This is a genomic window from Acinetobacter sp. CIP 101966 (assembly GCF_000369725.1).
Taxonomy (GTDB): Bacteria; Pseudomonadota; Gammaproteobacteria; order Pseudomonadales; family Moraxellaceae; genus Acinetobacter; species Acinetobacter lwoffii_Q.
The window spans coordinates 519,522-543,537 of record NZ_KB850160.1; the positions used below are offsets into that span (position 1 = coordinate 519,522).

22 protein-coding genes, 3 tRNA genes and 1 pseudogene are annotated in these 24,016 nt (G+C 41.5%); 5 read left to right on the plus strand and 21 right to left on the minus strand.

Going from position 1 to position 24,016, the window contains the following annotated elements:
• Positions 1-251: 251 nt before the first annotated feature.
• From F891_RS08460 to F891_RS08475, 4 genes are all read right to left on the minus strand, one after another.
• Positions 252-1,556: an IS4 family transposase gene (locus tag F891_RS08460; RefSeq protein WP_004729329.1), complete on the minus strand. Its 1,305-nt coding sequence runs from the start codon at positions 1,554-1,556 to the stop codon at positions 252-254.
• 101 nt (positions 1,557-1,657) lie between these two features.
• The gene (locus tag F891_RS08465) at positions 1,658-4,429 is read right to left on the minus strand and encodes a M16 family metallopeptidase (RefSeq protein WP_004729920.1); all 2,772 of its coding nucleotides are present in this window, start codon (positions 4,427-4,429) and stop codon (positions 1,658-1,660) included.
• Positions 4,430-4,573: 144 nt separating this feature from the next.
• Positions 4,574-5,395 carry a PhzF family phenazine biosynthesis protein gene (locus tag F891_RS08470; RefSeq protein WP_004729921.1) on the minus strand — a complete coding sequence of 274 codons (822 nt, stop codon included), beginning with the start codon at positions 5,393-5,395 and terminating at the stop codon, positions 4,574-4,576.
• Between the two features lie 124 nt (positions 5,396-5,519).
• Entirely contained in the window at positions 5,520-6,383 is an 864-nt protein-coding gene (locus F891_RS08475; protein WP_004729973.1) for an IS982 family transposase, read from the minus strand.
• Positions 6,384-6,499: 116 nt separating this feature from the next.
• Between F891_RS08475 and F891_RS08480 the strand changes: the two genes are divergently transcribed.
• Together F891_RS08480 and gloB are read left to right on the plus strand one after the other, a co-directional pair.
• Positions 6,500-7,087, plus strand: a complete 588-nt coding sequence (locus F891_RS08480; RefSeq protein ID WP_004729923.1) for a flavin reductase family protein — start codon at positions 6,500-6,502, stop codon at positions 7,085-7,087.
• A gap of 117 nt (positions 7,088-7,204) precedes the next feature.
• Positions 7,205-7,939: a hydroxyacylglutathione hydrolase gene (gene gloB / locus F891_RS08485; RefSeq protein ID WP_004729925.1), complete on the plus strand. Its 735-nt coding sequence runs from the start codon at positions 7,205-7,207 to the stop codon at positions 7,937-7,939.
• A gap of 429 nt (positions 7,940-8,368) precedes the next feature.
• On the opposite strand, the gene F891_RS18545 is transcribed toward gloB, so the two are convergent.
• The 3 genes from F891_RS18545 to F891_RS08495 all read right to left on the minus strand — a co-directional run bounded on the left by F891_RS18545 (position 8,369) and on the right by F891_RS08495 (position 9,454).
• Positions 8,369-8,632, minus strand: a complete 264-nt coding sequence (locus F891_RS18545; protein ID WP_212749801.1) for a GNAT family N-acetyltransferase — start codon at positions 8,630-8,632, stop codon at positions 8,369-8,371.
• On the minus strand, positions 8,587-8,793 hold the full coding sequence (locus tag F891_RS18160; RefSeq protein WP_211100814.1) for a hypothetical protein: 207 nt from the start codon (positions 8,791-8,793) through the stop codon (positions 8,587-8,589). The genes F891_RS18545 and F891_RS18160 overlap by 46 nt, the downstream gene beginning before the upstream one ends.
• Positions 8,794-9,181: 388 nt before the next feature.
• Entirely contained in the window at positions 9,182-9,454 is a 273-nt protein-coding gene (locus F891_RS08495) for a hypothetical protein (RefSeq protein WP_004729928.1), read from the minus strand.
• A gap of 433 nt (positions 9,455-9,887) precedes the next feature.
• Between F891_RS08495 and F891_RS08500 the strand changes: the two genes are divergently transcribed.
• Positions 9,888-10,091 carry a hypothetical protein gene (locus tag F891_RS08500; protein WP_004280022.1) on the plus strand — a complete coding sequence of 68 codons (204 nt, stop codon included), beginning with the start codon at positions 9,888-9,890 and terminating at the stop codon, positions 10,089-10,091.
• A gap of 152 nt (positions 10,092-10,243) precedes the next feature.
• On the opposite strand, the gene F891_RS08505 is transcribed toward F891_RS08500, so the two are convergent.
• From F891_RS08505 to F891_RS08515, 3 genes are all read right to left on the minus strand, one after another.
• Positions 10,244-10,328 (minus strand) — tRNA-Leu (locus tag F891_RS08505).
• Between the two features lie 39 nt (positions 10,329-10,367).
• Positions 10,368-10,441 (minus strand) — tRNA-Trp (locus F891_RS08510).
• A gap of 35 nt (positions 10,442-10,476) precedes the next feature.
• A tRNA-Leu gene (locus F891_RS08515) sits at positions 10,477-10,561 on the minus strand.
• A 548-nt stretch (positions 10,562-11,109) separates the two neighbouring features.
• On the opposite strand from F891_RS08515, the gene F891_RS08520 reads away from it, so the two are divergent.
• Positions 11,110-12,135, plus strand: coding sequence for a site-specific integrase (locus F891_RS08520; protein WP_005263134.1), 1,026 nt, complete (start codon positions 11,110-11,112; stop codon positions 12,133-12,135).
• A 145-nt stretch (positions 12,136-12,280) separates the two neighbouring features.
• Positions 12,281-13,063 (plus strand): hypothetical protein, encoded by a 783-nt coding sequence (locus F891_RS08525; protein ID WP_005263135.1) that lies wholly within the window; start codon positions 12,281-12,283, stop codon positions 13,061-13,063.
• 104 nt (positions 13,064-13,167) lie between these two features.
• On the opposite strand, the gene F891_RS08530 is transcribed toward F891_RS08525, so the two are convergent.
• The 11 genes and pseudogenes from F891_RS08530 to F891_RS17385 all read right to left on the minus strand — a co-directional run.
• Complete coding sequence (locus F891_RS08530; protein ID WP_005263136.1) at positions 13,168-13,743, minus strand: glycoside hydrolase family 19 protein; 576 nt, start codon at positions 13,741-13,743, stop codon at positions 13,168-13,170.
• Positions 13,740-13,958: a hypothetical protein gene (locus F891_RS08535; protein ID WP_005263137.1), complete on the minus strand. Its 219-nt coding sequence runs from the start codon at positions 13,956-13,958 to the stop codon at positions 13,740-13,742. Before F891_RS08535 ends, F891_RS08530 begins: the two co-directional genes overlap by 4 nt.
• Positions 13,955-14,512 (minus strand): coiled-coil domain-containing protein, encoded by a 558-nt coding sequence (locus F891_RS08540; protein WP_005263138.1) that lies wholly within the window; start codon positions 14,510-14,512, stop codon positions 13,955-13,957. Before F891_RS08540 ends, F891_RS08535 begins: the two co-directional genes overlap by 4 nt.
• A gap of 42 nt (positions 14,513-14,554) precedes the next feature.
• Complete coding sequence (locus F891_RS08545) at positions 14,555-15,097, minus strand: DUF4376 domain-containing protein (RefSeq protein ID WP_005263139.1); 543 nt, start codon at positions 15,095-15,097, stop codon at positions 14,555-14,557.
• Entirely contained in the window at positions 15,094-19,749 is a 4,656-nt protein-coding gene (locus tag F891_RS08550; RefSeq protein ID WP_005263140.1) for a TipJ family phage tail tip protein, read from the minus strand. Before F891_RS08550 ends, F891_RS08545 begins: the two co-directional genes overlap by 4 nt.
• A gap of 53 nt (positions 19,750-19,802) precedes the next feature.
• Positions 19,803-20,384, minus strand: coding sequence for a tail assembly protein (locus F891_RS08555; protein ID WP_005263141.1), 582 nt, complete (start codon positions 20,382-20,384; stop codon positions 19,803-19,805).
• Positions 20,368-21,117: a C40 family peptidase gene (locus tag F891_RS08560; RefSeq protein WP_005263143.1), complete on the minus strand. Its 750-nt coding sequence runs from the start codon at positions 21,115-21,117 to the stop codon at positions 20,368-20,370. The genes F891_RS08555 and F891_RS08560 overlap by 17 nt, the downstream gene beginning before the upstream one ends.
• A gap of 7 nt (positions 21,118-21,124) precedes the next feature.
• Complete coding sequence (locus F891_RS08565) at positions 21,125-21,919, minus strand: phage minor tail protein L (protein ID WP_005263144.1); 795 nt, start codon at positions 21,917-21,919, stop codon at positions 21,125-21,127.
• The gene (locus F891_RS08570; protein WP_005263145.1) at positions 21,903-22,829 is read right to left on the minus strand and encodes a phage tail fiber protein; all 927 of its coding nucleotides are present in this window, start codon (positions 22,827-22,829) and stop codon (positions 21,903-21,905) included. The genes F891_RS08565 and F891_RS08570 overlap by 17 nt, the downstream gene beginning before the upstream one ends.
• A gap of 51 nt (positions 22,830-22,880) precedes the next feature.
• Positions 22,881-23,222 carry a phage tail protein gene (locus F891_RS08575; protein ID WP_005263146.1) on the minus strand — a complete coding sequence of 114 codons (342 nt, stop codon included), beginning with the start codon at positions 23,220-23,222 and terminating at the stop codon, positions 22,881-22,883.
• Positions 23,219-24,016 (minus strand): annotated as a pseudogene (locus F891_RS17385) (tape measure domain-containing protein); the annotation flags it as partial. The pseudogene F891_RS17385 and the gene F891_RS08575, both read right to left, overlap by 4 nt.

Genomic DNA, 24,016 nt, shown 5'->3' on the forward strand with positions numbered 1-24,016 from the left:
CTATTATTTCAAGCTGGATAACGTCTTATTATTATCAAATGGTGATCCATCATTCTTTTGATCAAGATATTGCTTTCGTTTCAGCTTTGATTGGCTGTGGAATATTGATTTTTTTTCTTATTGTATCTGTTTGGAGTCTGCCCCTATCTATCCTTGCGGGCATAATCGGAGGGATTATTTTTAGCCATAGAGCAACCTAGAGCATAAAACTAAAATAAAAAAATCCCCTCACTTGAGGTAATGCCAGTCAGTTAAGAAATTGACTGGCATTTTCTTGGGTATTTCTGTGGTTTTCCTTTCACAACTCGTGGGCAACTTCTAACCCTCCTCTCAGGCAACACATACCTCTTAGATTTCTCCAGTAAACTTTCTAGATGTTTGGGTAAATTCCCTGCGGAGTCTAAAGAGTCAAATCTTAATATATTCAGGATACCGATAGATGCAATATGAAAGCTGATTCTCAAAGGACTGACTTTTGCTCGTTGAGCCATATGTTTCATTTGTCTTCTTAGAATATTATAGGCAATGAAGACCCCCCATAATTCTTGATAAATTAAATCAGGTTGCTTGCTCCTCAAATGCTTGCCTTCCTGTAAATCACTTTTGATTTCTCGGTAACACATTTCTATTTCCCAGCGCTGGGCATAAAGCTTCGCCAAGCCTATCAGTGGATATGCCTTTGAATCCATTAATGAAGTGATATAACGTCTAATTTTCCCTGCCTGCTCAACTTCAATCAAACGCGCTTCCCAATATTCTCCTAATGATGGATTTAGCTTCCTGGCTCTAGCTGAAAGAGGCATTTTGATTTGAAAGTCATGCGGGGAATTACGTTTAATGATCTCATAGCGTAAATTATCTTTTGCTCTCATTAACCAATGACTGGCTTCTACTCGTGTTTGCCAGTCAATCAAGAAATCAGCAGAGAAATAGGCTCGATCAAACAAGGTAATACTATGCGATGGAGGACATAATCGATTTGCCAGTGTAAGTTCACCCTGATCCATGCTACCTATTTGGGCATCAATGATTTCATGGGTGCTGGTATTTACCAGGCAGGTTGCTCTCACTTGTGGATAAGGGGCTGCAGCGGTTTTACCCTTAGATGAGCCAAAGTGTTCAAAATTCTCGTCTGTATAAGGCATAGACCAAACCACCCCGTCAACAGCACATACACTAAGGCCATGAAAGTTTGAGTATTGCTGTTGGGATTCTTCAAACCAGGCTTGGCTGAGTAGAGAAAACAAGGTATTCAAGGGCTCTCGTCCTAAACGTTGTCGTGCTTGCACTGCTGCACTGGGGACACAATATTCTGTTGTACCAAACACAAGTTTTAGTTGCTCTACGACATACCCGATCGGTTGATCTCGAAATAGGGCAAGCCCAATTACCAGCCATACCACATGTTCGGCAGGTAATTTTCTTCTCCTGATAGAAGCCTTACCTGTTTGATGTAGGCTTTCTTTAATCCAGTTTAAATCAATGAGTTCACTGAAATGGCTGAGTGAAGGCAAAGAATGTTGAAGGGTGCAATCTAAATTTTCAGATAAAGTCATAAAAAAAATGAGCGTATTGGCATACACTCATTTTTACTACATTTTTCTAATGTCTGCTTAACTGACTGGCATTACTCACTTGAGGGGATTTTTTATCAACACTACGATGTTTTAACTTGCTTACCGTACTGATCAGCCATCACTTCCACCAGCTGGTCCGGCTTGATGTATTTTTTGATCATGGCATCAATATCGGCTTTGCTCAGTTGAGCAATCGCCTGATCACGTTTTTCCCGGTAAACCAGATTACGGTCTTTTTCCAGCTGTGGGATCAACATAGTGTGAATACGACGATCATCCTCGAGTGCAGTTAAACGCTGTTTCAAGATACTGGCTTTTGCCGCTTCCACTTCCTGTTCAGTCACGCCACGTGTCAGCAGTTCATTCAGTACCTTATGCACTGCCTGAGAAACCTGTGCGGATTTTCCAGCCGTATAATTGGCACTAATCATCATTGCACCCACATCTGCCCATTCATCGAGTTGCACATCTGCACTAAAACCATAGACTAGTGCATTTTTCTCGCGTAACTCTTGTGCCAGTCGTGACGACAGCTGTGAATCACCCAGAATATATCGAAATACCTGTAATGCAGGTGCATCGGCATGATCAGCACCGACCGGCATGCTCATAAATGCCTGATAACTCCCGAATTCACGCTGCTCAGACAAAGCATGAATTTTCTGGGCTGGGTAGCTTCGATATTCCGATTTTAGACGCTCATAAGGCTGTGCAGCTTTCCAGTCTGAAAAACTGTTTTTCAGTACATTTTGCATCGATTTCGGATTAAATTCGCCCGTAACCGCTATTTGCGCATGCTGGGTTTTTAAAAACTGCTGATACAGTGCCATAACCTGTTCGCGAGTCGCTTTCTGATACTGTTTTTTGGCCAATTCCGGCTCGAAATGAAAACGCAGATCGCCAGGCTGATAAATCTCGATCGTTCGAGCCATCGTCAAGCTCGACACGGTATCTGGTTCAGTATAAGGACGATCCAGACTGGATAAAGTCTGCCCCTTGATTAAATCAAACTGACTTTGCTCAAATGCCGGCGTTTTCAGCACATCAACCACATACTGGAAAAACTCCTCAAACTTTTCTTTTTTGGCGCTGATCTGCAAGGTCAGGCCATTGCCGGATGCACCGGCAGTTGCCGAACCACCTACTTCAATAATTTTATCGGCAATCTGCTGCAAGCTTTGAGTTTTCGATGAGCGCAACATTAAATAAGCGGTCAGATCCAGAATCTCGCCTTTATTCATCAGGCTTTGTGCAGTACCAAAATCCAGTGAAATTGTGGCATAAACCTTGTCATCGCGGGTAGTCGTCGGAAACAACGCGTATTTAATGCCATTTTTCAACTTGCCACGCTGAATCTGTTTGTCTTTACTGTACAAATACTGTTTGGATTCCTGGACATATTGCTTCACTTCAGCCTGATAAACACTGACATCTTTCAGTGGCTCTTCTGCTTCAGTCTGTTGATCCAGAGTTTTTGCCGGTGCTTCTGTTTGTGCCAGTTCCTGCGCTTTTTTCTGATCTTCCGGGGTAGGTAAAATATTGCCAGAAATCCGGTATTCAGGTTTTAAAAAATTCTTATAGACCTGATTGACCTGATTCACATTCAGGTTTTGAATCGCGCTCAGATCTTTAAAATACTGGCTCCAGTCACCCGAATACGCCACTGCATAATCACTTAAACGTGAACCTAAAGCAGTCGCACTATTTTTAATATTGTCGGCCTGATTTCGGGTCAGATTTTTAGCCCGGTTTAATTCTGCTTCGGTAAATGGCTGGCTCTTTTCTACGCCTTGGATCAGCCCCTTTTCAATATCCTGTGCCTGATGATTCGGAGCATAGATTGCTCCCATAAACACCAGATTAAAGTCTTTATCCAGCCAGGTACTGGATTGCACCGCTGTTGACTTCCCAGTTTCCACCATATTCTGATAGAGATGTCCACTTGGCTGCAAAGTATAGAGCGTTGGCGAAACAGCCAAAGCCGTTTTAATGCTTTCTTCGGATTGATTCAAATAAAGATTAAACTTGGCCAGATCACTGCCTTTCTTTACTGTAAATTCACGCTGTTTGATTTGCTCTGGTTTAAGCGCTGGGACTTTCACTTGCGCTGGTACATTTCGGGATTGAATCGGACTGAAATGCGTATCCAGCTGTTTTAAGACTTCGGCCTTATCAAATTTGCCCGAAATGACCACAAAGGCATTATTCGGTGCATACCATTGACGGTAAAAACGGTTCAGCTCCTGCATATTGATGGATTGCAGCTCATTTAGGTCACCAATCGGCAAACGGCCTAAATACTGATTGCCATAAGCAGATTTAAACACCTGATCGATCAATACTGAAAATGGCTGATCCAGACGAATTTCACGCTCGCGTTTTACAATATCAATTTCAGTCGGTACATATTTTTCCTGAAGCACCAGCTTGTCCATGCGTTCGGCTTCGAGAAAAATGACTTCACTCAGCGCAGTTTTTTCAGGACGGATCACATTGGTATATTTGGTCGAGTAATAGTCGGTACTGGCATTAGTCATCAAGGTATATTGATCCAGTCGACGCTGGAATTCATCCCCTTTGACATTTTCTGTGCCTTTAAAGGCCAAATGTTCCAGCAGATGGGCCAGTCCGCCCTTGCCCTGAGGATCATTCAGGGAACCGGTCAGATAGACCGTATTCATAAAAACTTTATTTTCTTTATCATTCGGTGCCAGGATAATGCGCAGTCCATTATCCAGTCGGTATTCTTCAATATTCTGTTCCGTTTTCACCAAAACAGGCTGTGCAAAACTTAGTACACTACAGCCAGACAATACAATAGCCAGACTTAAATTTTTATAACGTAGCAACATTCTTCATCCAAATTATAAATATAAATTTTTATTCGCGCCCATCTTAGAGAATGATTCTTTTTCTGAATAATCTATTCCAAGCCGAACCATCAAAATAACATGCCGCCTCACCTGACGACATGTAGATCTATGTAATTATAAAAATTATAGATAAATTTCAGCCTGCATATATAGCTTGCCGTAACCTGAAATTTCAATTCGTTCCTGATCTTGCAAGGCACAATACAACACCCCACCACGCGCTGATGCCTGATAGGCGACCAGTTCATTTTTACCGAGTTTCTCAGCCCACAGCGGCGCAATTCCGGTATGAATCGAACCGGTTACCGGATCTTCATTGATGCCATTACTCGGTGCAAAATAACGTGAAATACAGTCGTATTGGGTATCTTGTGAAGTGATCGCGACGTCTAGATAGGTATTTTGAGCAGTAATTGCTGTACGCTTGCCATTCAACTGTTTTAACAGTTCAAAATCAGGTGTTTCATCCAGCACATCCTGTACCGATTCATATTCAATAATATAGCCCTGCGCGTTCAGATAAACCTGTTTAAACGGTTTATTCAGGGCCTGTCTTAAAGCTTCAGGATATTCAGCAACGGGCTCTGCACGACGGATTGGAAAATTCATTCTGATCTTGCTATCCGCATCCTGATTGACTACAAAAATGCCTAAATCTTTTACATGAAAATGAATCGTTTTCCCCGTATCAAATTGATTGAATAGTACAAAGCTGCTGGCCAATGTCGCATGACCACAAAAATCCACCTCCTTAGTTGGCGTAAACCAGCGGATCGCATAATTATCGCTATCGATAACTTTAACAAAAGCTGTTTCAGACAGATTATTTTCCAAGGCGATATTTTGCATCAAACCATCTTCGAGCCATTCATCCAGCACAATCACGGCTGCGGGATTGCCTTTAAACAGTTCCGTGGTAAACGCATCGACCTGGTACATTTTCATTGTTTGAATTCCTGAATATAACGATCTCTAGTTTAAAAGCTTTTTTGCAAGAATGAACTTGAATATGTTAATGATCTCATTAATCTAGCCTATTAAATAAATAACCTGAGTTCGATGAAATATTTTAGCTTTTTAGCAAGTTTTGGAAAGTTGGCTTATTTGGATTTAAGCAATAAGCCACTATAGCAGCCATAATATTCACCATAAAGTTATTCACCGAACGATGACGTGAATGGTCAATTTGATGTAAGTTTTTTAACTGATCATTCACTGTTTCGATCAATCCTCTTCTGCAAAGCAATTGTTTTTCTTCTTCAGTTTGGATGGGTTTATTTTTCATATTCTTGCGTGACGGGGTTAATAGTCTGAGCCCCCTTGCTGCTAAAGCTTCAGTTTTTGCTTTACTCAGATAGCCTTTATCGCCCAGTAAAATACCTTTTAACTCTTGGGTTAAAGATTCAAGTACAGCAACATCATGAACACTTCCCGATGTAATCTTGAGATTAATAATTTCACCCAAGTTGTTGATAACAATATGGACTTTAAATCCATAAAACCAACCTGTGCTACTTTTACCACGACCAGCTAAGCCTTTAAATACACGATGTCTTTTAATTCTAAGATTATGGCAAACGACCAATTTAGTCGAATCAATAATACAAATTCCGGTATCTTCTCCTTTAACTTGATGGAAGAAACTACTCAAAGCTTGCAAACAACGCGGCATAATTTCAATAAAACGATTGTAACTAAGAAGCTTGGGAAAAGCTGATTTCCAAAATGGGATGATCATATGACAATAAAAATATTTGAAAAATCTAAACCCGGATTTATGAAATAAAATGACAATGGTCATGACTTCAGACAAGCTTAAAGCTGACTTTTTCATTGTTGTTTTTTGATCAGAAATTAGAGCTTTCTCTAAAGATTCATTAAACTTTTTGCAGAAATCATCCAAGATACAAAATAATTCGGTAATATAGTCCATGAAAAAGCCTTGCTCTGAAATGTTTTGTCTTCGTAACCAAGATATTACAGATGCTAAGGCTTTTTTTTATTTATTTTTTATGTCGAACTCAGGTTAAATAGACCAAATGGTGCTGCATGATAAACTCCCATATTCAAAGTGTTCCCTTAGAAAAAGCTTATCGTCTGATTACCCATGGCCCTACTGTACTGGTATCTGCTCAAGATCAGCAGGATACAGATGTTATGGCAGCAGCCTGGGCATGCGCATTGGAATTCAGCCCCGCAAAAGTGACTGTGGTTCTGGATAAAAGCACCAAAACCCGAAATATTATTGAAAATTCAGGTTATTTCGCGCTGCAAATTCCAACATTGAAACAACTGAATATGGTCTATCGTCTGGGTACGCAGAGCTTGCATGATGTGCCGGACAAACTGGCACAATCCGGAGTAGAACTATTTCATTTTCCTGATGCTGATATTCCTGTAGTACAAGGCTGTGCGGCCTGGATACTCTGCGAGCTGATTCCTGAGCCGCATAACCAGCAAATGCATGACCTGTTTATAGGCAAGGTGATTGCAGCCTATGCCGATGATCGGGTCTTCCGCGACGGCCACTGGCATTATCATGAAGTGGATGAAGAATGGAAAAGTATTCATCATGTAGCCGGCGGGCATTTTTATACCATCGGCAATGCTGTAAGCATTGATGATCCAGCATCATAAATTTTTCAAATTTAGGATAAATGAAAATAATCGCGGATGATCAGATGATATCAACCAGCCCCAGAGCATGCGAAATTATGCTACTTTATCTTTAATCTTCATTTGATGTGATGCGCTATGATGCCTTTTAAAATTCACTGTATTGATGTCCAGAATTCACTGCAAAATTATATCTGGTTGCTTGAACATACTGCGTCGCATCAAGTGGCCGTGATTGATCCAACCGAAGCAGAATTGGTACAAGACTATTGTGCTGAACACGGTCTAACCATAAGTCAAATCTGGCTGACTCACTGGCATAAAGATCATATTGGCGGTGTGCCGGGGCTGATCCAGGAACAAAATCTGCCCGTGTATGGCCCACGAGCAGAACTAAGCAAAATTCCCTTTATCACCCATCCGCTTGAGCATGAAGAACAGTTTAATTTTCATGGAATAGATATCCAGGTGATTGCTGTACCCGGGCATACACTCGGCCATATCGTTTATTTTATTGATGCAATTGATGTGCTGTTCTGCGGGGATACTTTATTTGCCATGGGCTGTGGCCGAGTTTTTGAAGGAACATTTGAACAGATGTATCATTCACTGTCCCGTCTGGCTGCCTTGCCGCCGCGCACACAAGTGTATTGCACCCATGAATACACATTATCGAATGCCCAGTTTGCCAAACACGTCGAACCAGATAATCCTGAAATTCTGGAACGCTTCGAGCAGATCGAGCGTTTACGTATGCTAGGCCAGTGCACGCTGCCAAGTAGTATTGAAGATGAATTGCAAACCAATCCTTTTCTGCGTGCAGAAAGCGTGGAAGAATTTCAGCGTTTAAGAACCCTGAAAGATCAATTTTAAACCGGATTCAAAGCTGAAGATCAATGCTTCAGCCGACTCACTTATTTGTCATTTGCGATGCATAGAATGTCATTGAAAGGAACGTACAACTTTTACACAAATCGGAACACGTTGAACTTCCACTTAAAAATGACTTTCTGTACCATTTTTCCTTTCTTATGATCAACCACGTCTCCTATTTTTTAGGAACTAATTTTAGTTCTAACACATGAAATAATGACTTATAAAAAATAGTAGGATGTTTATTAAAATTGGATAAATTCACGGAATATTGCTCAAATAATTATCGTGGAACCTAACAAATGAATAAAAAAGCCCAATTTACTTGAATTAGGCTTTCACCAATAATATAAGTATATGATTTATATAAAATAAAAAAGTATTCCGTATGAAGTGTATTATGTTAATTTTAGGAAATCTCAATAATTATTAATTAGCTTCAATAGTAAAACTTTGCTTTTCATAATTACCTAAACACCATTTGAATTTTTCTAATACTTTTGCATTTACTTGACTGTCCTCATATTCAAATTCATGAAAATCAAATTTTGCATAAAAATTTCTGAGTTCTTCGAATGGCAGGCAATACACTTCTTTTAGATTTTTCTTTTTAGCTGTTTCTACTAAGTACCCAACTAGCTCATTTGCTAGAGATAGTCCTCTAAACTCATCCAGTATATAAATTCCCCCAATTTCGACTTCATCATCATTGAGGTAAACAACCCTGCCAACTCATCGTTATAAGTAACGATTGCAATAATTTCATTGTCTAAAGAGCTTGGAACAAAATCTATCTTTTGATACTGAGCATTTATCCATTCAAGATCGTTTGCAGTTGCTAATTGTATTGCCAATTTTTATTCCACCAAATTAATTCAACTCTAGATTAGAAATAAGGTAAAAGCCTTTAATAGCTCATATACTTCAAAATCCACAGCTCATCAGTCTAGTTAATTTAGATTGGAGTTACAGACTAAATTTATAAAGCAGCACCTATATGTTTATAAAAAGAACTATCTCTAAATCTACAACTTATTTAACATAATGGGCATTACAAGAAGTAAGGTCTGTAAGCCCCAAATAGAAATGTCTGCTTTCAGAGCATGACATTAGTTCTGTCGTTCAACTTTAAAAGTGACATTGGCTATGTGGATCCCGAATGATGATGTGTAGGATAGCAGTAACCAGGTTCTTAGATTCTATTTACTAGAATTGACAACATATGTGTTGCATGAAGCAATGTTAAAGAATCTGGTTACTTTGTGCATAAGTATCCAGTTCACCTTGAGTCACGACACGCACCGCCTGCATTTCATCAATACGTACCAGTAGTAAGCCACCTAAAGCGGGTTGATAACGACGGGCACAGCCAAAAGGCGTATAGGCCACTTTCGACTGAACACTAAAGTTCAACCAGTCTTCATGTCCCAACATCACAGCAACCGGATCAAGTCCCTGCTGCTGCATCAATTCAATTTGTTGATTCACATAGTGCTCAATGGTCAGTTCAGTCATGGTACGAGTATTCAGTTTTAGAATTACATTTCAGACAGTATAAAGCATGCAAATCAGGTTAAAGATCAGAAAACCAGCAGCTGGTATTCTTTTAATAAATAAGTCGATTGGATTTTAATTTTCTCATTGTAGATCTGAAATTTTCTATTTCATACGGTTGATAAAATTATAAAACAACCTGTTTCACTAATAAATTATTGAATTAGAAAATTAATTATCCAAATTTATAACTTATAAAAACTTAATATTTAGTTACAACCTATTCAATATTATAAAAATCATTTACTTAACGCTTAAATTGATTTTTTCTTAATCAACCAATGTTCACTATATACGCAAATTCATTTAAATTAATTTAAATAAAGGCATTTGCCCTTTAAAAGATAATTTTTCACCCTTATTTAAGATTTAACAATGATGAAGGAGTGATCTCGTGAAAAAAGTGGTTAAAGCGAAAAATTTGATTGCATTTCGACTATGGTTAGAAAAATTGGGATATTCGGTACGCACCCTGGCGGATGATCGTGGTTTCAGTTTCAGCTTCAAGAAAGAATATGGCCTGGTGACCTGTGATCTGGCAGGTAATGCCCTGGCACTACAACTAGGCGAGGAATTTGAAGATCACTTAAAAGCCTGATAGCTTCTATTTAAGAGCAGAAAAATAAATTAATCTTTCCACTGATTCAACAGCGCTATTCTCCAGTTATTCAGCCCATTTCGATGGGCTTTTCTTTGTTCACTAAATTTCAGGCAATAAAAAAGCAAGGCATCAGCCTTGCTTTAATATGATGGTGGGGACGGAGAGACTCGAACTCTCACACCTCGCGGCGCTGGAACCTAAATCCAGTGCGTCTACCAATTTCGCCACGTCCCCATCAGGGTACCAACTTAGCGTTGGATTTCTTTCAAACTTTGGCAGAGGATCAAGGATTCGAACCTTGACGAACGGTTTTGGAGACCGTCATGCTACCATTACACCAATCCTCTACTTCCACCCAATATCCAGTTACCCAAATATCGATTGGTGGGGACGGAGAGACTCGAACTCTCACACCTCGCGGCGCTGGAACCTAAATCCAGTGCGTCTACCAATTTCGCCACGTCCCCAATGGCTGTGTATATTATAGAGATAGACCGGCATTGACAAGCGATTTTACAAGCGATCACAGTCTATTCCGCCATAAAATAAACAGTTAGTTCTATTTTTTAATTTTTTATAAAATTTATGCCGAAAATTTGATTCATTTTAGGATATGACCGCCCATTCGTTATTTTTAATCATTTCGATTCAATTCCAATATTTCAAATTAAAACTCAAATGACCTTCTAATCTTGATCAGCATGGACATTCAGAATGCTGAAACTATTATTGATAAATAATGTCTGAGCCAGTGCATGAACTCAAAATAGAATACAGCATAAATAACAACGGCTTTGCCAAATTTCAGGCAATAAAAAAGCAAGGCACTCGCCTTGCTTTAATATGATGGTGGGGATAGAGAGCATATCGTCATTAAATTGAAACCCTTATTCTGTAAGGGTTTTTATTTTAACCATTGATTTTTAATAAATTAATGTTGTACTAGAATGTATTGTAATGTGATTTAATACATCATCTAAACATCTGATTTGCACCAAATCTGCACCACGACATTATGAAGATACCAAAGGCTATTCAGCGCGGTGATAGTTGGCGTATTTGCGTCAATCATCAAAACAAGCGCCACACCTCCACCCATGATACAGAAAAAGAAGCATTAGAGTGGGCAGCTCGTAAAATTATTGAACTTAAGGATGCGGCCAAGGCATCAAAAGGTGAATTACCTAAACACACCTATCAAGAAGCTATTGAGTATTATCTTAAGAATGTTACACCTAAAAAGAAAGGTGCCAGATGGGAAACCCTGCGCTTAAGAAAATTGATGCGTGACAATCCTCAGTTGGTATCCAAAAACCTGACAGATCTTAAATCATTTGATTTTGTGAAATACCGCGATGCCAGAATCAAGGATGTAACCGCTACAACTGTTTCAAGGGAAATGGAATTGCTTAGTGCTGTGCTGCATTGCTGCATCCGTGAATTGGGCTGGCTGCACTCCTCTCCCCTTACTACAGTGTCTCGACCAAAGCTGCCGCCACCGCGAAATAGACGTGCAGCAGATCATGAGATTGAGGCTATTTTAAATGCCTGCTCTTATGTTGAAGGTGAGCCGGCTAAAACCAAAGGGCAAGAAGTTGCATGGGCTATGCTGTTTGCACTTGAGACGGCAATGCGCCTTGGTGAAATCACAGCAATGACCTGGAAGAATGTTCACATTGATAAAATGTATGTGCATCTGCCAGACACCAAAAACGGCCTAACCAGAAATATTCCCCTATCCGAACGTGCTGAAGAATTGCTGCGCCACATTAAAGGCATGAATAGTCCACGTGTTTTGAGTATTGATTCAGATTCCCTTTCGGCTTTATTTAGACGATACCGGGATAAATGTGATATTCATGATTTGCGGTTCCATGACTTGCGACATGAGGCCACAACACGTATGGCTCAGATTATTCAAAACCCAGCCGATCTAGCTAAGATTACCGGACATACGGATATTAATATTCTGGTGAATACCTACTACAATCCAACTGCTACCGAGGTTGCACAACGATTAAGAAATGGGCTTAGGGGATAATAATGAAAACATGGACCTGCTTTTACATAGAGCACACGATTAAGAATGGAAGGATTTTTAGGAAGGAATCTAGATGGGGATTGAGGTTTGGGAGAATTGATTGATGTTAAATTTATGTGGTTTATATTAAGGCAGATTTCTTAAAATGTTTTTAGTGAAAAGTTGTAATCGGAAATATAATGTTAAAAATTCGAAAACTATTAAAATTGGTACTCTCCATGAATATAGAGAGACTGAGAGCTTACAAATTCTGGATAAAGAAGAAGGTTTTTTTGATATCTTTTTTGATCTAAAAGACAAATATATTGAAACTGATTTATTTAACTTTCTTAACTATTCCCACAATAGCCATCTGAGTGCTCACATTAAACACCTTCATTTTAAAGATAATTATCAAAACTATATAAGAGTTGATTATGATGGAAAATATAGCTGGATTAATAACAATAGATTTATATTTTGCATCTCTAAATTAAACTCTCATGAAGAATCTACCACTATTTTCCCTGACTATGATGACTATTGGTATGTCAGTTTTTTTAAAAAACAGCAGTTAATCAAGTTATTAGAGGTTTCATTATTTAATGAAGTTAAAAACAGAATTGCTAATAGAGAAAAAATCTTTACTAAACAGGATGTTAATGTAGGTAATTTGACAATTAAAAGTCATTCGCAAGATATTATTTATAGTGATAGAAGCTTGTATTTAGATAATCACAATATGGATTCTATGAAAGATAAAATTATGGATATCTTTCGAGATATCAAATATCTAAAACCTGATAGATTTAAAAAAGAGGCAGAGTTTAGAATTGTTTTCGATTTCTATGAAAATCAGGAACTATTAACTCCTTTGGTGAAAAGTATAATTATTCCAGACTCCATCTCAGATATAATCAAACAGCCAAATATATTTGAGCAATCTTAATCATATCTATTCTCACATTCGCCTAATTGAATAAGCTGTGCATCCAATAATTATTTATTAAAGTAAAAAACAAAGCCCTCATTTGAGGGCATTTATCTATTTTATTAAACAAGTGCTCTTAGTTTTAATAAGTGCGCTTTACGATCTGCCAGACCATTAGTGCCACCATTGATGCGGCGTGTGATGGTCAGCACATCATCTTTGTCAGCCAAGGCATTCAAGCCATTATCAGACCAGAACTTGCAGGCCACCATAAGACCGATGCTTGGAATGGCCACAACCTCAGGATTGTTTTCAAAGTCGATGCCGAGCTGCTGGCCATACTTGCGATAGTTTGCGCGGCCAGTTAATTGAATTGGCCCACGACCTTTAAACCGCTTGCCATCGCCTGCCTGTGTATTACCTAAATCCTTTCGACCTTCATACGCCGCACCTGATGCAATTTCTTCCATGTATCGGAAGTTGCCAGATTCATGCGCCAGTTGTGAAAGGAAGTGAATAAGACGAAGTGAATTATCCAAGATGCCATAGGTCCGCATGTGAACATTGGCAGCAAGGCCGAGTTCTTCAGCACGTGATTGGCTGGCACCTAATTTTTTAAATACTGCAGTCAGGGTGTCACGGCCAATAATACCGTCATCGTGTACACCTACTGCCTTTTGCAGCTTCTTGATATTCATGTGTCACCTTTAGCTTTAGGCTGTGCAATCTTACGGCCAATGTACGCCAGTGCCGGTAAAATCACTGAAAGTAAAATAGCATGGTATTCAGCAGGGATAAGCTGCGTGTTGATGCCTTCTTGAATTAAAACAGGAAGCACACCCAATAAAAAAGCTCCGATAATTGGGAGCTTTACAGATAAATATTTCCAGACATTTTCGGGGATGAGTTTCATTTTTCCTCTCTCATATTTCGCTCATATAATTTGTTGCGAATTTCTTCAACCGTTCTTAAGAGTTGGTCAGATTGTTTTTCAAGGACTTGGATGGACTGGCTATTTGTCATCGTCTGAGTGTTTACCGTGTCTGTCTTGGATGTTTGAGTATTCCATGCGACTACAAACAATCCAGCCAAGAAAATGCCACCAAAGCGCACAAGACTTGTGGTGTTATCAATCTTGGTTTTGCTTTCATGTAGCACCCTGATCTGCATATCCATTTCTTTAAACTTCGGATCAATCTCATTTCGGACTTGCTTGATCTCGCTTTTGAAGTTCGACTTGGCTCGATCTAAGTCATCTTGCAGATTGTCCCGAGTCTGAGTTAAGTCATTCCGGGTCTGCTGATGCTCTTTATTGAGTTGCTCTAACTGCATATTCATGCGATCAAGCTTTTGGGGCATTTCAGCTAACTTATCCATGCTTTTAGATATGTCATTGATCTTGTCTGAGATGGCAAGAAGCTGCCCTGCTGTTGCTACTGGTGGATCAGATGAATAGTCATTTGACATTGTGCCCCCTAAATTTTGGTAATAAAAAAGCACCCGAAGGTGCTATAAATTAACTGCTTCAACCTGTTCTTTAGTTTCAGCTTCAAAGATTAACTGTCTTGCAATACGCCCTCTTTCGTGAACGCTTGCAATGTGGGCTTGCAATGCCGCATAGAGTTGCTGCAATTGTGATGCGCTTAACTCGGCTGTTGTGTTGTCCGCTAGAGTCCATACTTGATCTAACCCAGCCGCAGCCGCGCCCATAATTCGACCCTGAGAAACCTGATCTGAATCATAAATACCGCCATCAAACTCAAAGCCGCCAAACTCCAATTGGTCGCGCATGGCTTTAATCTCGGCCCATTTCTGAGCCTTGATTTCATCTAGGGTGCGCGGGTCGATCCAATCCTTTAGATCGTAATTAAATATGTGGTATGAGGATGGTTGAGTGGGCATTACTACCCACCCATCCTGATAATACATATTTGGCTCAGGAGGGTCTTTAACCGCAAGACACCCTTCAGGAGTATTCATCTCTACAACATCGTCAGGGGCGCTTATTGACTTAATAAATCGCCCCGTAGCTTTTTCCACTATCGCTGTCACTTCTTAATCTCCATTACTGCTAATGATGCTGAAACTACAGAAGGCCAATACTCAGCAGGTGTAGCCGGCCTACTCATATACACTCCGGCCGGACTGTTCCTTGTTGTTCCTATGCCGATGCGCAGGGTATATGTTGTGTTTCCTGTGCCTGCATCATCCAAGTGGATAGGCATGTTCACAAATCCATTAAACTGAGCAATTGTATCCCCAAGCAAGACTGTGTTGGCGGGTACGCGCATTCTCCGGATAATGCTTCCGTTTTTCAGCAAAATAAGCCCTACATATAGCGTTTGGTTTGAATTTGCCAAGGCGGTTTGATTGCTTGACCATACTACTGCCTGTAGATTTTTAAACTCTACGTTACCTTCAATGCGACACTTACCTCCAGACCTGTTCAGTGTGATGCTTATAAGGTCGCCAAAGGCATTCGAGGTATCATCCAGAGTTACAGTACCTCCTGCGTATGTGCCGGGAGTTCGCGCGGTCATACTTGAAGGCCATGTATTTGGCGTATCGTTGTACGAGGCAATTGGCACCGTAACAGCGTTATCTTTAATCTTCAGCGTATCAACCTGTAGATCGCCAATCTTCGCAGTAGTCACCGCCAAATCATCAATCTTTGCAGTCTTAACCGCTAAATCTTCAATATGCGAAGTTTTGACAGACTGATAGTCCATCATTGCTGATTTCAAGTAAGCTGAAACAGGAAACACCGTACCCGTAACAGGATCAGTAAAAGGAGTATTGCGGAAAATGAATGGGTAATAACCAGTGCTACTCCCTGAGCCAATCGCAAATGAATCAAAGTTCAAAATGAAATTGGATTCTTTACCATCATTGGCACCACCCCAACCTGCGACCTTTCCATTTACGTCAAGCTTGATGTACTTTTGCGCATACAAGCCGTCTACACTTTCAGACACGGTTTGAATCGACGCTGTGTTATTACCAACCGAAGTTTGCAGAGTGTTGATCTGGGTTGCAGTAGCCGACTGTTGCGTTGTCAATGTATTGACTTGGTTTTGCACCGTTGCGATGTTTTGCGTTGCAGTATTCGCCTTGCCAAGTGCCTCATCCGCTGTGGCTTGAGCCGTTTGTGTTGATGCCTGAACAGTATCCACGCGTGATGATAAGGCAGAATCCGCACCAGCCAAAACGCTTATTTCTGAGCGAATAGTTGCTAGATTCTGTTGTAGATCATTACCCACTTGAGCCTGCAGGGTATCAACTCGCTGCCCCAATGCGGAATCCGCATTAGCCCTAGCAACAGTTTCAGCCTGAATGAGCGCTGTATTATCTCCAATCTGAGCAACTGTAGTGTCAATACGCTGACTCAGAGCCATATCGTTTTCAATCATTGCTGATTGCAAAGTCCATGTACCCGCAAAGCCTTCGGTTGATCCAATCAGGTCTTCAGTTGAACCAATTAACTTCGGATTGACTTGTGCGTATACACCATCAATTTTGGTTGTATTGGCGCTGATTTTTCCTTCATGTTCAGCCACTTTTGCATCGGTTTGAGACAATGCGCCAGTACTAGCCTTATCACCTAACTCTAATGTAATAGCATCAAGTCGTGTTGCATTGGCACCTGATTGAGTTGCAGCAACATTCGCAGTAGATAAAGCAGTTGCAGCGGTTTGATTTGCTGTATCTGCTGTATCGGCTGCCTGATTTGCAATTGCACTGGCCTGACTAGCTAGACTTGCTGCTGATCCAGCCTGAGTTGTTGCAGTCTCAGCCTTGTTTAATGCAGTGGCTGCATTGGTTTTTGCAGTACTTGCGTCACTCGCTGCTGTAGTTACACGACTATCCAGCGCTTGCACTGCTTGCGTATTTGCAGATGTTGCAGTTACCGCTGTGTTCACCTGCTGCTGAACATTGGCAAGCGCCTGATCATTGCTACTCTTGTAATTGTTCAAGGCGTTTAAATTAGCAGTATCACCACTTTGACGATCTTCAATCTCCTGAGTTAGACCATCATTCAAGTCCTGTACTGCCGAGATGCGTTGCTGGGTCTCCTGATTTAATGCAGTATTCAGCTGGTCTGCCTGAGTCTGTACTGCTGTGATATTGTCAATCAAATTGCCGATATCACCATCAAGCCCCGCAATTGTGTCGATCTTATCAATCTTGGTTTGCAAGTTTTGGTGTAATTGCGACTCAGTAATTTTTCCAGACAAAATATCAAGCACAGCAGATGCATCGGCTGAGGTTGTTGCGCTTGTGTATTGCGACCACGGCCCAACATTCCCAATACGGTCAATCAGGCGACCACGGAAATAACGCTTTAAATTTGGCTGCATACCTTGAATTACGTGTGTATCTGTTGGATAGGCAAACAAGCCCAGCTGCGCAGCATTGGCACCGTTTGCAGTGCTTGCAATCTCAATTTCCGTATAAGCAGTATCGAGTGCACCAGTCGCAGGGAAAGACCAGTTTAAACGGTAGCCAAACAAAATACCTGTTGCTGCAATATTAGCTAGGGCAGGCGGCAAACCTTGCTTGCCTGACAACGTAGTCAGCATTGAGTAAGTTGGCAGAGATGCAACATCAAACGCTGAAATCGCAGTGACACGCGCTTCATAGTTACCTGCATAGATACCCTGTACTTCTACTGAGTTGCTGCCTGTGATTGGCAATTTAATCCACGAGCCATCATCTTTACGCCACTCAACTTGATACTTTGTAGCACCTTGCGCTTGATCCCAAGTAATCACCATGGTTTCAACAGACAAGCCTTGCTGAACCATGTTTTCAGATGAAATTAAAACATTGGTGACAGGCGCTTGAATGGTTGGATTGATGATTGAAATCGGACGCTCATCAATGAAAGCGCCAAAATCGATTGCATCGTATTTGGCTGATTCATATTGAAGGCCGGTAATTGAAAACTGATGCTTGTCATCCTGAGTAATACTCATGACGCGAAATTTCATGGTCTTCAAATCTTGTGCATCAACCGCCCAGACATTTTCAGGCGCAACAGCATCAAATGCCGTGGTTACGGTGATATTTCGACCATTTACGGATGATACGATTCGACCCTGAGCCTTGCCATTTTCACCGTTTACGACAAGCCGATCTCCCACACGACACACAACATCATCACGATCTAAAGTGATAATTTTACGGTCAGCACTCACAGCAGAAATACGGCCACCATTGGCCCGACCAGCGAACAACTCATCTGCAATTTCAATCACACGACCCGGCTGTGGAATATAACCATCAAGACCGACTTTAAAAGACACAGTGCGTGTTTCTAGCTGCTCAGACTTTAAAGCCCAAAGCCCTGCACGCTGTGCCTGCCCTTCTGAGGTACATCCCCATGCATCAATCTCAGCAATACGCACACCGAGCTTTGCAATAGCTGCTTCATCACGCACATAAACATATTCGGTCTTGTAGTGATTTGCAGGATTATCCCAAGCCACTTTTGCAACCGTATGTCGATCGCGAGCACGTGTTCCTGAATATTCAAACAGGCCATCAATCACATTGGCGCGTGTGTAAGTAAAATAAGTGTCTTGCGGAATATCGGCATCACAGACAATTGAATTGCCATCCCAATAACTGATTGCACGGAATACGCCCGCCAGTTTACTCAGAATTACATAAGCATCTTCAGTGGATTGCAGATACACATTGCAGGTAAAACGTGGCTCTTTCCCACCCTTGCCATCATCCACCATTTGATCGCAGTATTGTGCAAGACGATACAGGGACCACTTGTCCAACATTGCAGATGTTAATCTATCACCCAAGGCATAGCGTTTAGCAGTGCAGATATCGTAATAAATCCATGCCGGATTGTTGGTATACGCACGTTTAAAAGTACCGTCCCACATGCCTGCATAGGTGCGTGCAACTGGATCGTAATTTGACGGGACTTGAAGCTTAATACCTTTTAAATCGACTGCAACTTTTGCCACATTAGAAAATGTTTCAGCATCATATTGCAGGCCAAGCATGGCGGTATTTGGATAGCTTAACTTCAGATCAATCACTTCAGTCAGTGCATCCACATACATTTTGTCGCTGATATATTCTGATGTTGAATTTGGCGTTAATCGACGCACACGAACTGTCCAACCGGTATCAGACTTTGGCAAATCAATACGATGTGAGCGCTCATAATTTGCAGAAGTTTTATCTGAAATTTGAGTATTTAAGACTTCTGTCCATGTGCCGCCATTCGTTTGCAGATCAATCGCATATTGAATCGTGATACCTTTAACATCGCCATTATCAGCATTCTGCTGACGCAATGGCCCCCACTTAAAGCGAGTGCGCACAGCGTCCAGATCAGTATTGGTGAGTGAGCGAACCCAAGGTGAATCAGACTTCAGCTCCACATTGATTGCAGTTTCAGAGGAGATATCTGGAAAGCCTTCAATGTGGGTCTGGTCATTAGTACCATGACGAAAATCAGCCTGCACATCTTCAAAGTTCCAGCCACCCGCCGGATTCTGTAGTGGTGTTTCTTCCAGGTAAACCGATTGCAGGCCATTTGCTAGACCCTCAACTTCACCTTCAGATAAGCCATATAGAATTTTAATATAGGTCTTGGACTGTGCTGAGTCGGGTGCAATCACTGGCTTTCTTGATTTGCCTTGCCCTGCTTTTGCGCCTTTAATTACTGCGTTCATACATTTCCCTAGACAATAAAAAAGGCGCTTAATGCGCCTGTGTTTTTAAGTGTTTACATTAAATCTTCTGGATACTGTCCAGCACTTGCAATAAAGCCACCAACCTCACGCTGACCATAAAGCACTGGTACTGGATTGCCTTGTGCGACCGTGGTAACTGCCCCACCAAAACCTTTGTTTGCCTTGTTGCCGTCTTGGTTTTGGTCTTGGTTGTCAATCTTTGGCATGAGCATCATGGCAATACCACCAACCATCATGCCTACACCAGCACCAATTAATGCAGCACCAACCGCACCCGCCGAACCAAAGGACATACCAGTCACAACAATCCCCACAACCACCAATACAGCACCGATAATGGTTTGAAAAGCACCACCCGCACCTTTTACCTTTGGCACTACTTTAATGACTTTAGCACTGGTGCTCATATCCAACTCAGTTTCAGAGATATTTTGCTTATCCTGAAAAACTGCAAACTCTAAACCCTGCTCATGCGCATGTAGCATGAAATGCTCAAAGCCCGGCACCTGCACCGATAAAGCACGCATGGCTTCGCGAGTATTATCAACAGCTAAATGAAACTCTTTGCCGAACTTCTTAGCCAAAATGCCGTATAGCTTAATTGTTTTGAGCATATCGAACCACCTTTGCAACTCGTTCTTGCCATTGTGAGCCAAACACTTCACGCACTGATTTGCGGCCATACGGATGATGTAAAATGATTGATGAGCCGACACATGATTCTGTTTGCTCGGACTTCAATTCGGTCTGATCGCCTAGCCAGATCAGCGCATGGTTGACATGCTCAGTACGACCAACTCGACACAGCATCACATCACCGTACTGCAAGTCGTTTACTTCAACAAAGCCCGCTTCACCAAATCCGTCTAAATACAAAGACTTGCTTTCTTTGTGTTCCCACCACGCATCTTCGCGCTCAAAATCAATTAATTTGATGCCTAGTTCACGCTCGTAAAAATCACGCACGATTGAATAGCAGTCTTGAATGCCGTGAATATAGTTGCGACCGACTAGCGGCGCTTTATATCCACATGGCTCATACACCTGAAACTCAATATCAGGATAAGCGCAAATCACCCAAGGCTTTTCATGCAGCTCAATTTGAATTAAATCAATCTCAGACGCACGTGCAGAAGCATTTGGATGTGAATGTACATAGGCTTGAATCTCGCCTAAATCCTCTGCTTTGGCTAAATCCTCGTGATGGATCTCGAACTGATCTTTATTGTCTGAAATATTGCGACACGGGATATATTCTTTACTCACAATCACACCGCAGCATTCTTCTGGGTAAACTTCAGCAGCATGTGACTGGATTGCTTTTTTAAGTTTTGCGGTTAGTTTCATACACCACCTAAAATAATGAGCTGGCAGGGAAAGCACCAATGCGTAGGACATTGCCTTTGCCGAAATGACACTCACAACCCCTTGTTCTTTTTGAGCACTTGTCGAGCGCAGGATTGTCAGTAGGTTCATCCCTGTCCGTAAACATTGCTGCGCCTGTATAGCCACATTGTTCGCTGCGATATTCCCATGCGCAATAACTGGAAATCTGCCGAACCGGAATCTTTAGGCCTTCAAAGTCAATCGGGTTTGAAAGCTCAAAAGTGACTGCCTGAGCATTTTCAGAGGTCTTTTGTTCGATATACCAAAGCTGTTCTTTGGCTTCATTTGATGCAGTCGAATTGCCAGTGCTAAAGTTTTCAGCGTCAAGATACTTGGCAAGCGTGGTAATAACTTTGAGTTTTGCGCCTGCAAAATCACCAAACTGTAAGCAGTAAGCAGAAACTGCGCCTTGAATACCGCCAATATTATTCGCCATACTAAATGTAGGAGCAGATGCTTTACCATCGGATCGCATTTCTAAGCCCGATACTTCTAAAGCCATCGGTTCGAAAGTCTGACCCTGCCAGATGATATTTCGATGCCATGCTTTTTTATCACCAGAATCAAAAGCTTTACCAATCGAGCCTATGTCAGCGCCAATTAATTCACTTGAGCCAATGGATGTATAAATGCGCTCCCAATCTTCATAAGAAATATGACCGTGAAAGCGCAAAATGCCCGCACCTAAAGCGCGGGCATCCAATTCAAACAACGTAATCAGGCCATCAACATACAGCTTTTGAAAATCACTGTTCAGGGTCATGGTAGGACTCCATCACCGTAGCAACTGCTTGAGCTAAACCCGTAGGCTGAAAGTCAGGTGGTGTAACTGATTTTGGCATTTCAATTTCAGGTTGCGGGAGTTCTTGCAATCGCAAGTCAATCCAGCGGCTTTCAGGAATGTCTAAAGGCGTTTCAGTATCAGCTACAATACGCCCTTTCTTGTTAAGCATATAATCATACGTCTTAACACTAATGTCGCCATTTTCAAGCTGCTCATAAACCACTGCGACTAGCACATTTCCGTTCGCATCTTTAGGTGTTTCGATATACCAGCCTTCTTGCGCAAAACCGGATGAGTCTTTGATTAAATAGTCGCCTACACCTAGCTTTTCAAACGTAATAGACTGTTGTTTGGCTTCGTCATTTAGTTCAATTTTATCAGCATACAGACTAACGATAGGTGAAGCATTTTTAATAAAACCGTTGGGGTCAACTTGTGTATTTGCTGTTGTTTTGACGATAATTCTATCCGTGTTTTGACCAATTGTAGTATTGGTATTGCCCCCGATCCTAGATACGCTTATCTCACTTTGTCCTGCAGTTGGCAATCTAAGTATGCCGTTAAACGCTGCTCCGAACTGCTGCCCATAAACAATTGCGGGTTGGTTACCTATCGTAATGAAGCCTTTTCTCAATGCAGATAACAAAGTATCGTTAGTAACATACACTGCATTCTCACCAAGCCCAAACGCCCCGACTTCCATCACATTTCCAGCTTGAGTGCCTGTATTTTTAAAAGCAGCAGTTCCCAATTTATTTAAATTCGTACCATCGCCAAGATAGTTGTAAATCTCATCATCATTCGCTTGTAGTTTTGCCGAACCCGAGCGGAACGTATCACCACCTGCTCCCGTTGGTGCAGTACCTGGATTAATTGTTTGCTTAGCCATAATTTACGCCCACAAAAAAGCCCTCGATTGAGGGCATAAAGTTGATTGAATTTAAGGTTTGAAATCTTGGGTGAAAGTCGTTGAGATTGACCACATTTCACCACTCAGGCAAACAGGCATATAGTCCCCTGCAACCACACGAACCTCGCCATCCAAAGGTGAATCCCAAAGGAAAGAATCAGATCCCTTGTGCGCATCAAAAAAGGCTTTAATCTCTTGTATCAAAGCCTTCTTGCCAGTCCTTTTATATGCCCATGTGCCTGACCGGTTGTTAATCCCTACACTCGTTCGCTGTGTATATCCATCTCCAAAACTGGATTGAAGGACTTTAAAGCTTGAGGTTTGGGAGTTTCCGTCTAGGTCATTGCACCATGTGAATTTTTGATTGCTCATTTAGATAACAGGCCTCCTTGTCGTTGCTCCTGTCGAATCACCGTACGAACCGCATTACCAATCATTTGACCGAGTTGCTTCTGATCTGACTGATTTGATTGTGTTGTTACGCCTGAGTCGGTGACATGAACTGAAATATGAACATCCCCGCCACCATTCTTTTGGTTAGCAATCATGCCTTTCAAGTCAGCATTCGTCCGACTATCAACAACACGTTCGCCCTTATCTAGCAGCCATGTGCCTTCTTTCGGAATGTTGTCGATACCGTCGTGGGCCATGCCGCTCAAGGCCACACCTTGGATCGCAGACATTAGGTCATTGGTCTGCACCGCAACCGCTGCTGCACCCGCTATCTTTTGCCACATAGTCACATTCGATGGGTCATTCCACGCCGACATGATTGCGCCTTTCGCATTTAATATCGCACTTGAAAGAACAAACCCTTTTTGCATAGCAAATGCAACTCTGTAAGCTGTACTTTCTTTAGCTCCGTATGCATCAAGCATTGAACCCATCATGCCAAACATTGCCCCATATCCCGCTAAAGATGCAGCTTGTGTTTGGTTTTGCAGGTCCTCTAAACCTTGATAATACTTAACATCAATTGCAGCTAAACCATCACGATATTGCTGGTGCGCCTCTTTAAGCGCCTCATAGCGCTCATCATCAGTTGAATAAAGATTGCTAGTCATGATGTCTTGCTCAACACCTACCCGATCTTTCTTTAAAGCCGCTTGAGAATTTGATCGGTCATTTGCTAGCGACCATTGACCGTAAACTTCTGGTGACATAGT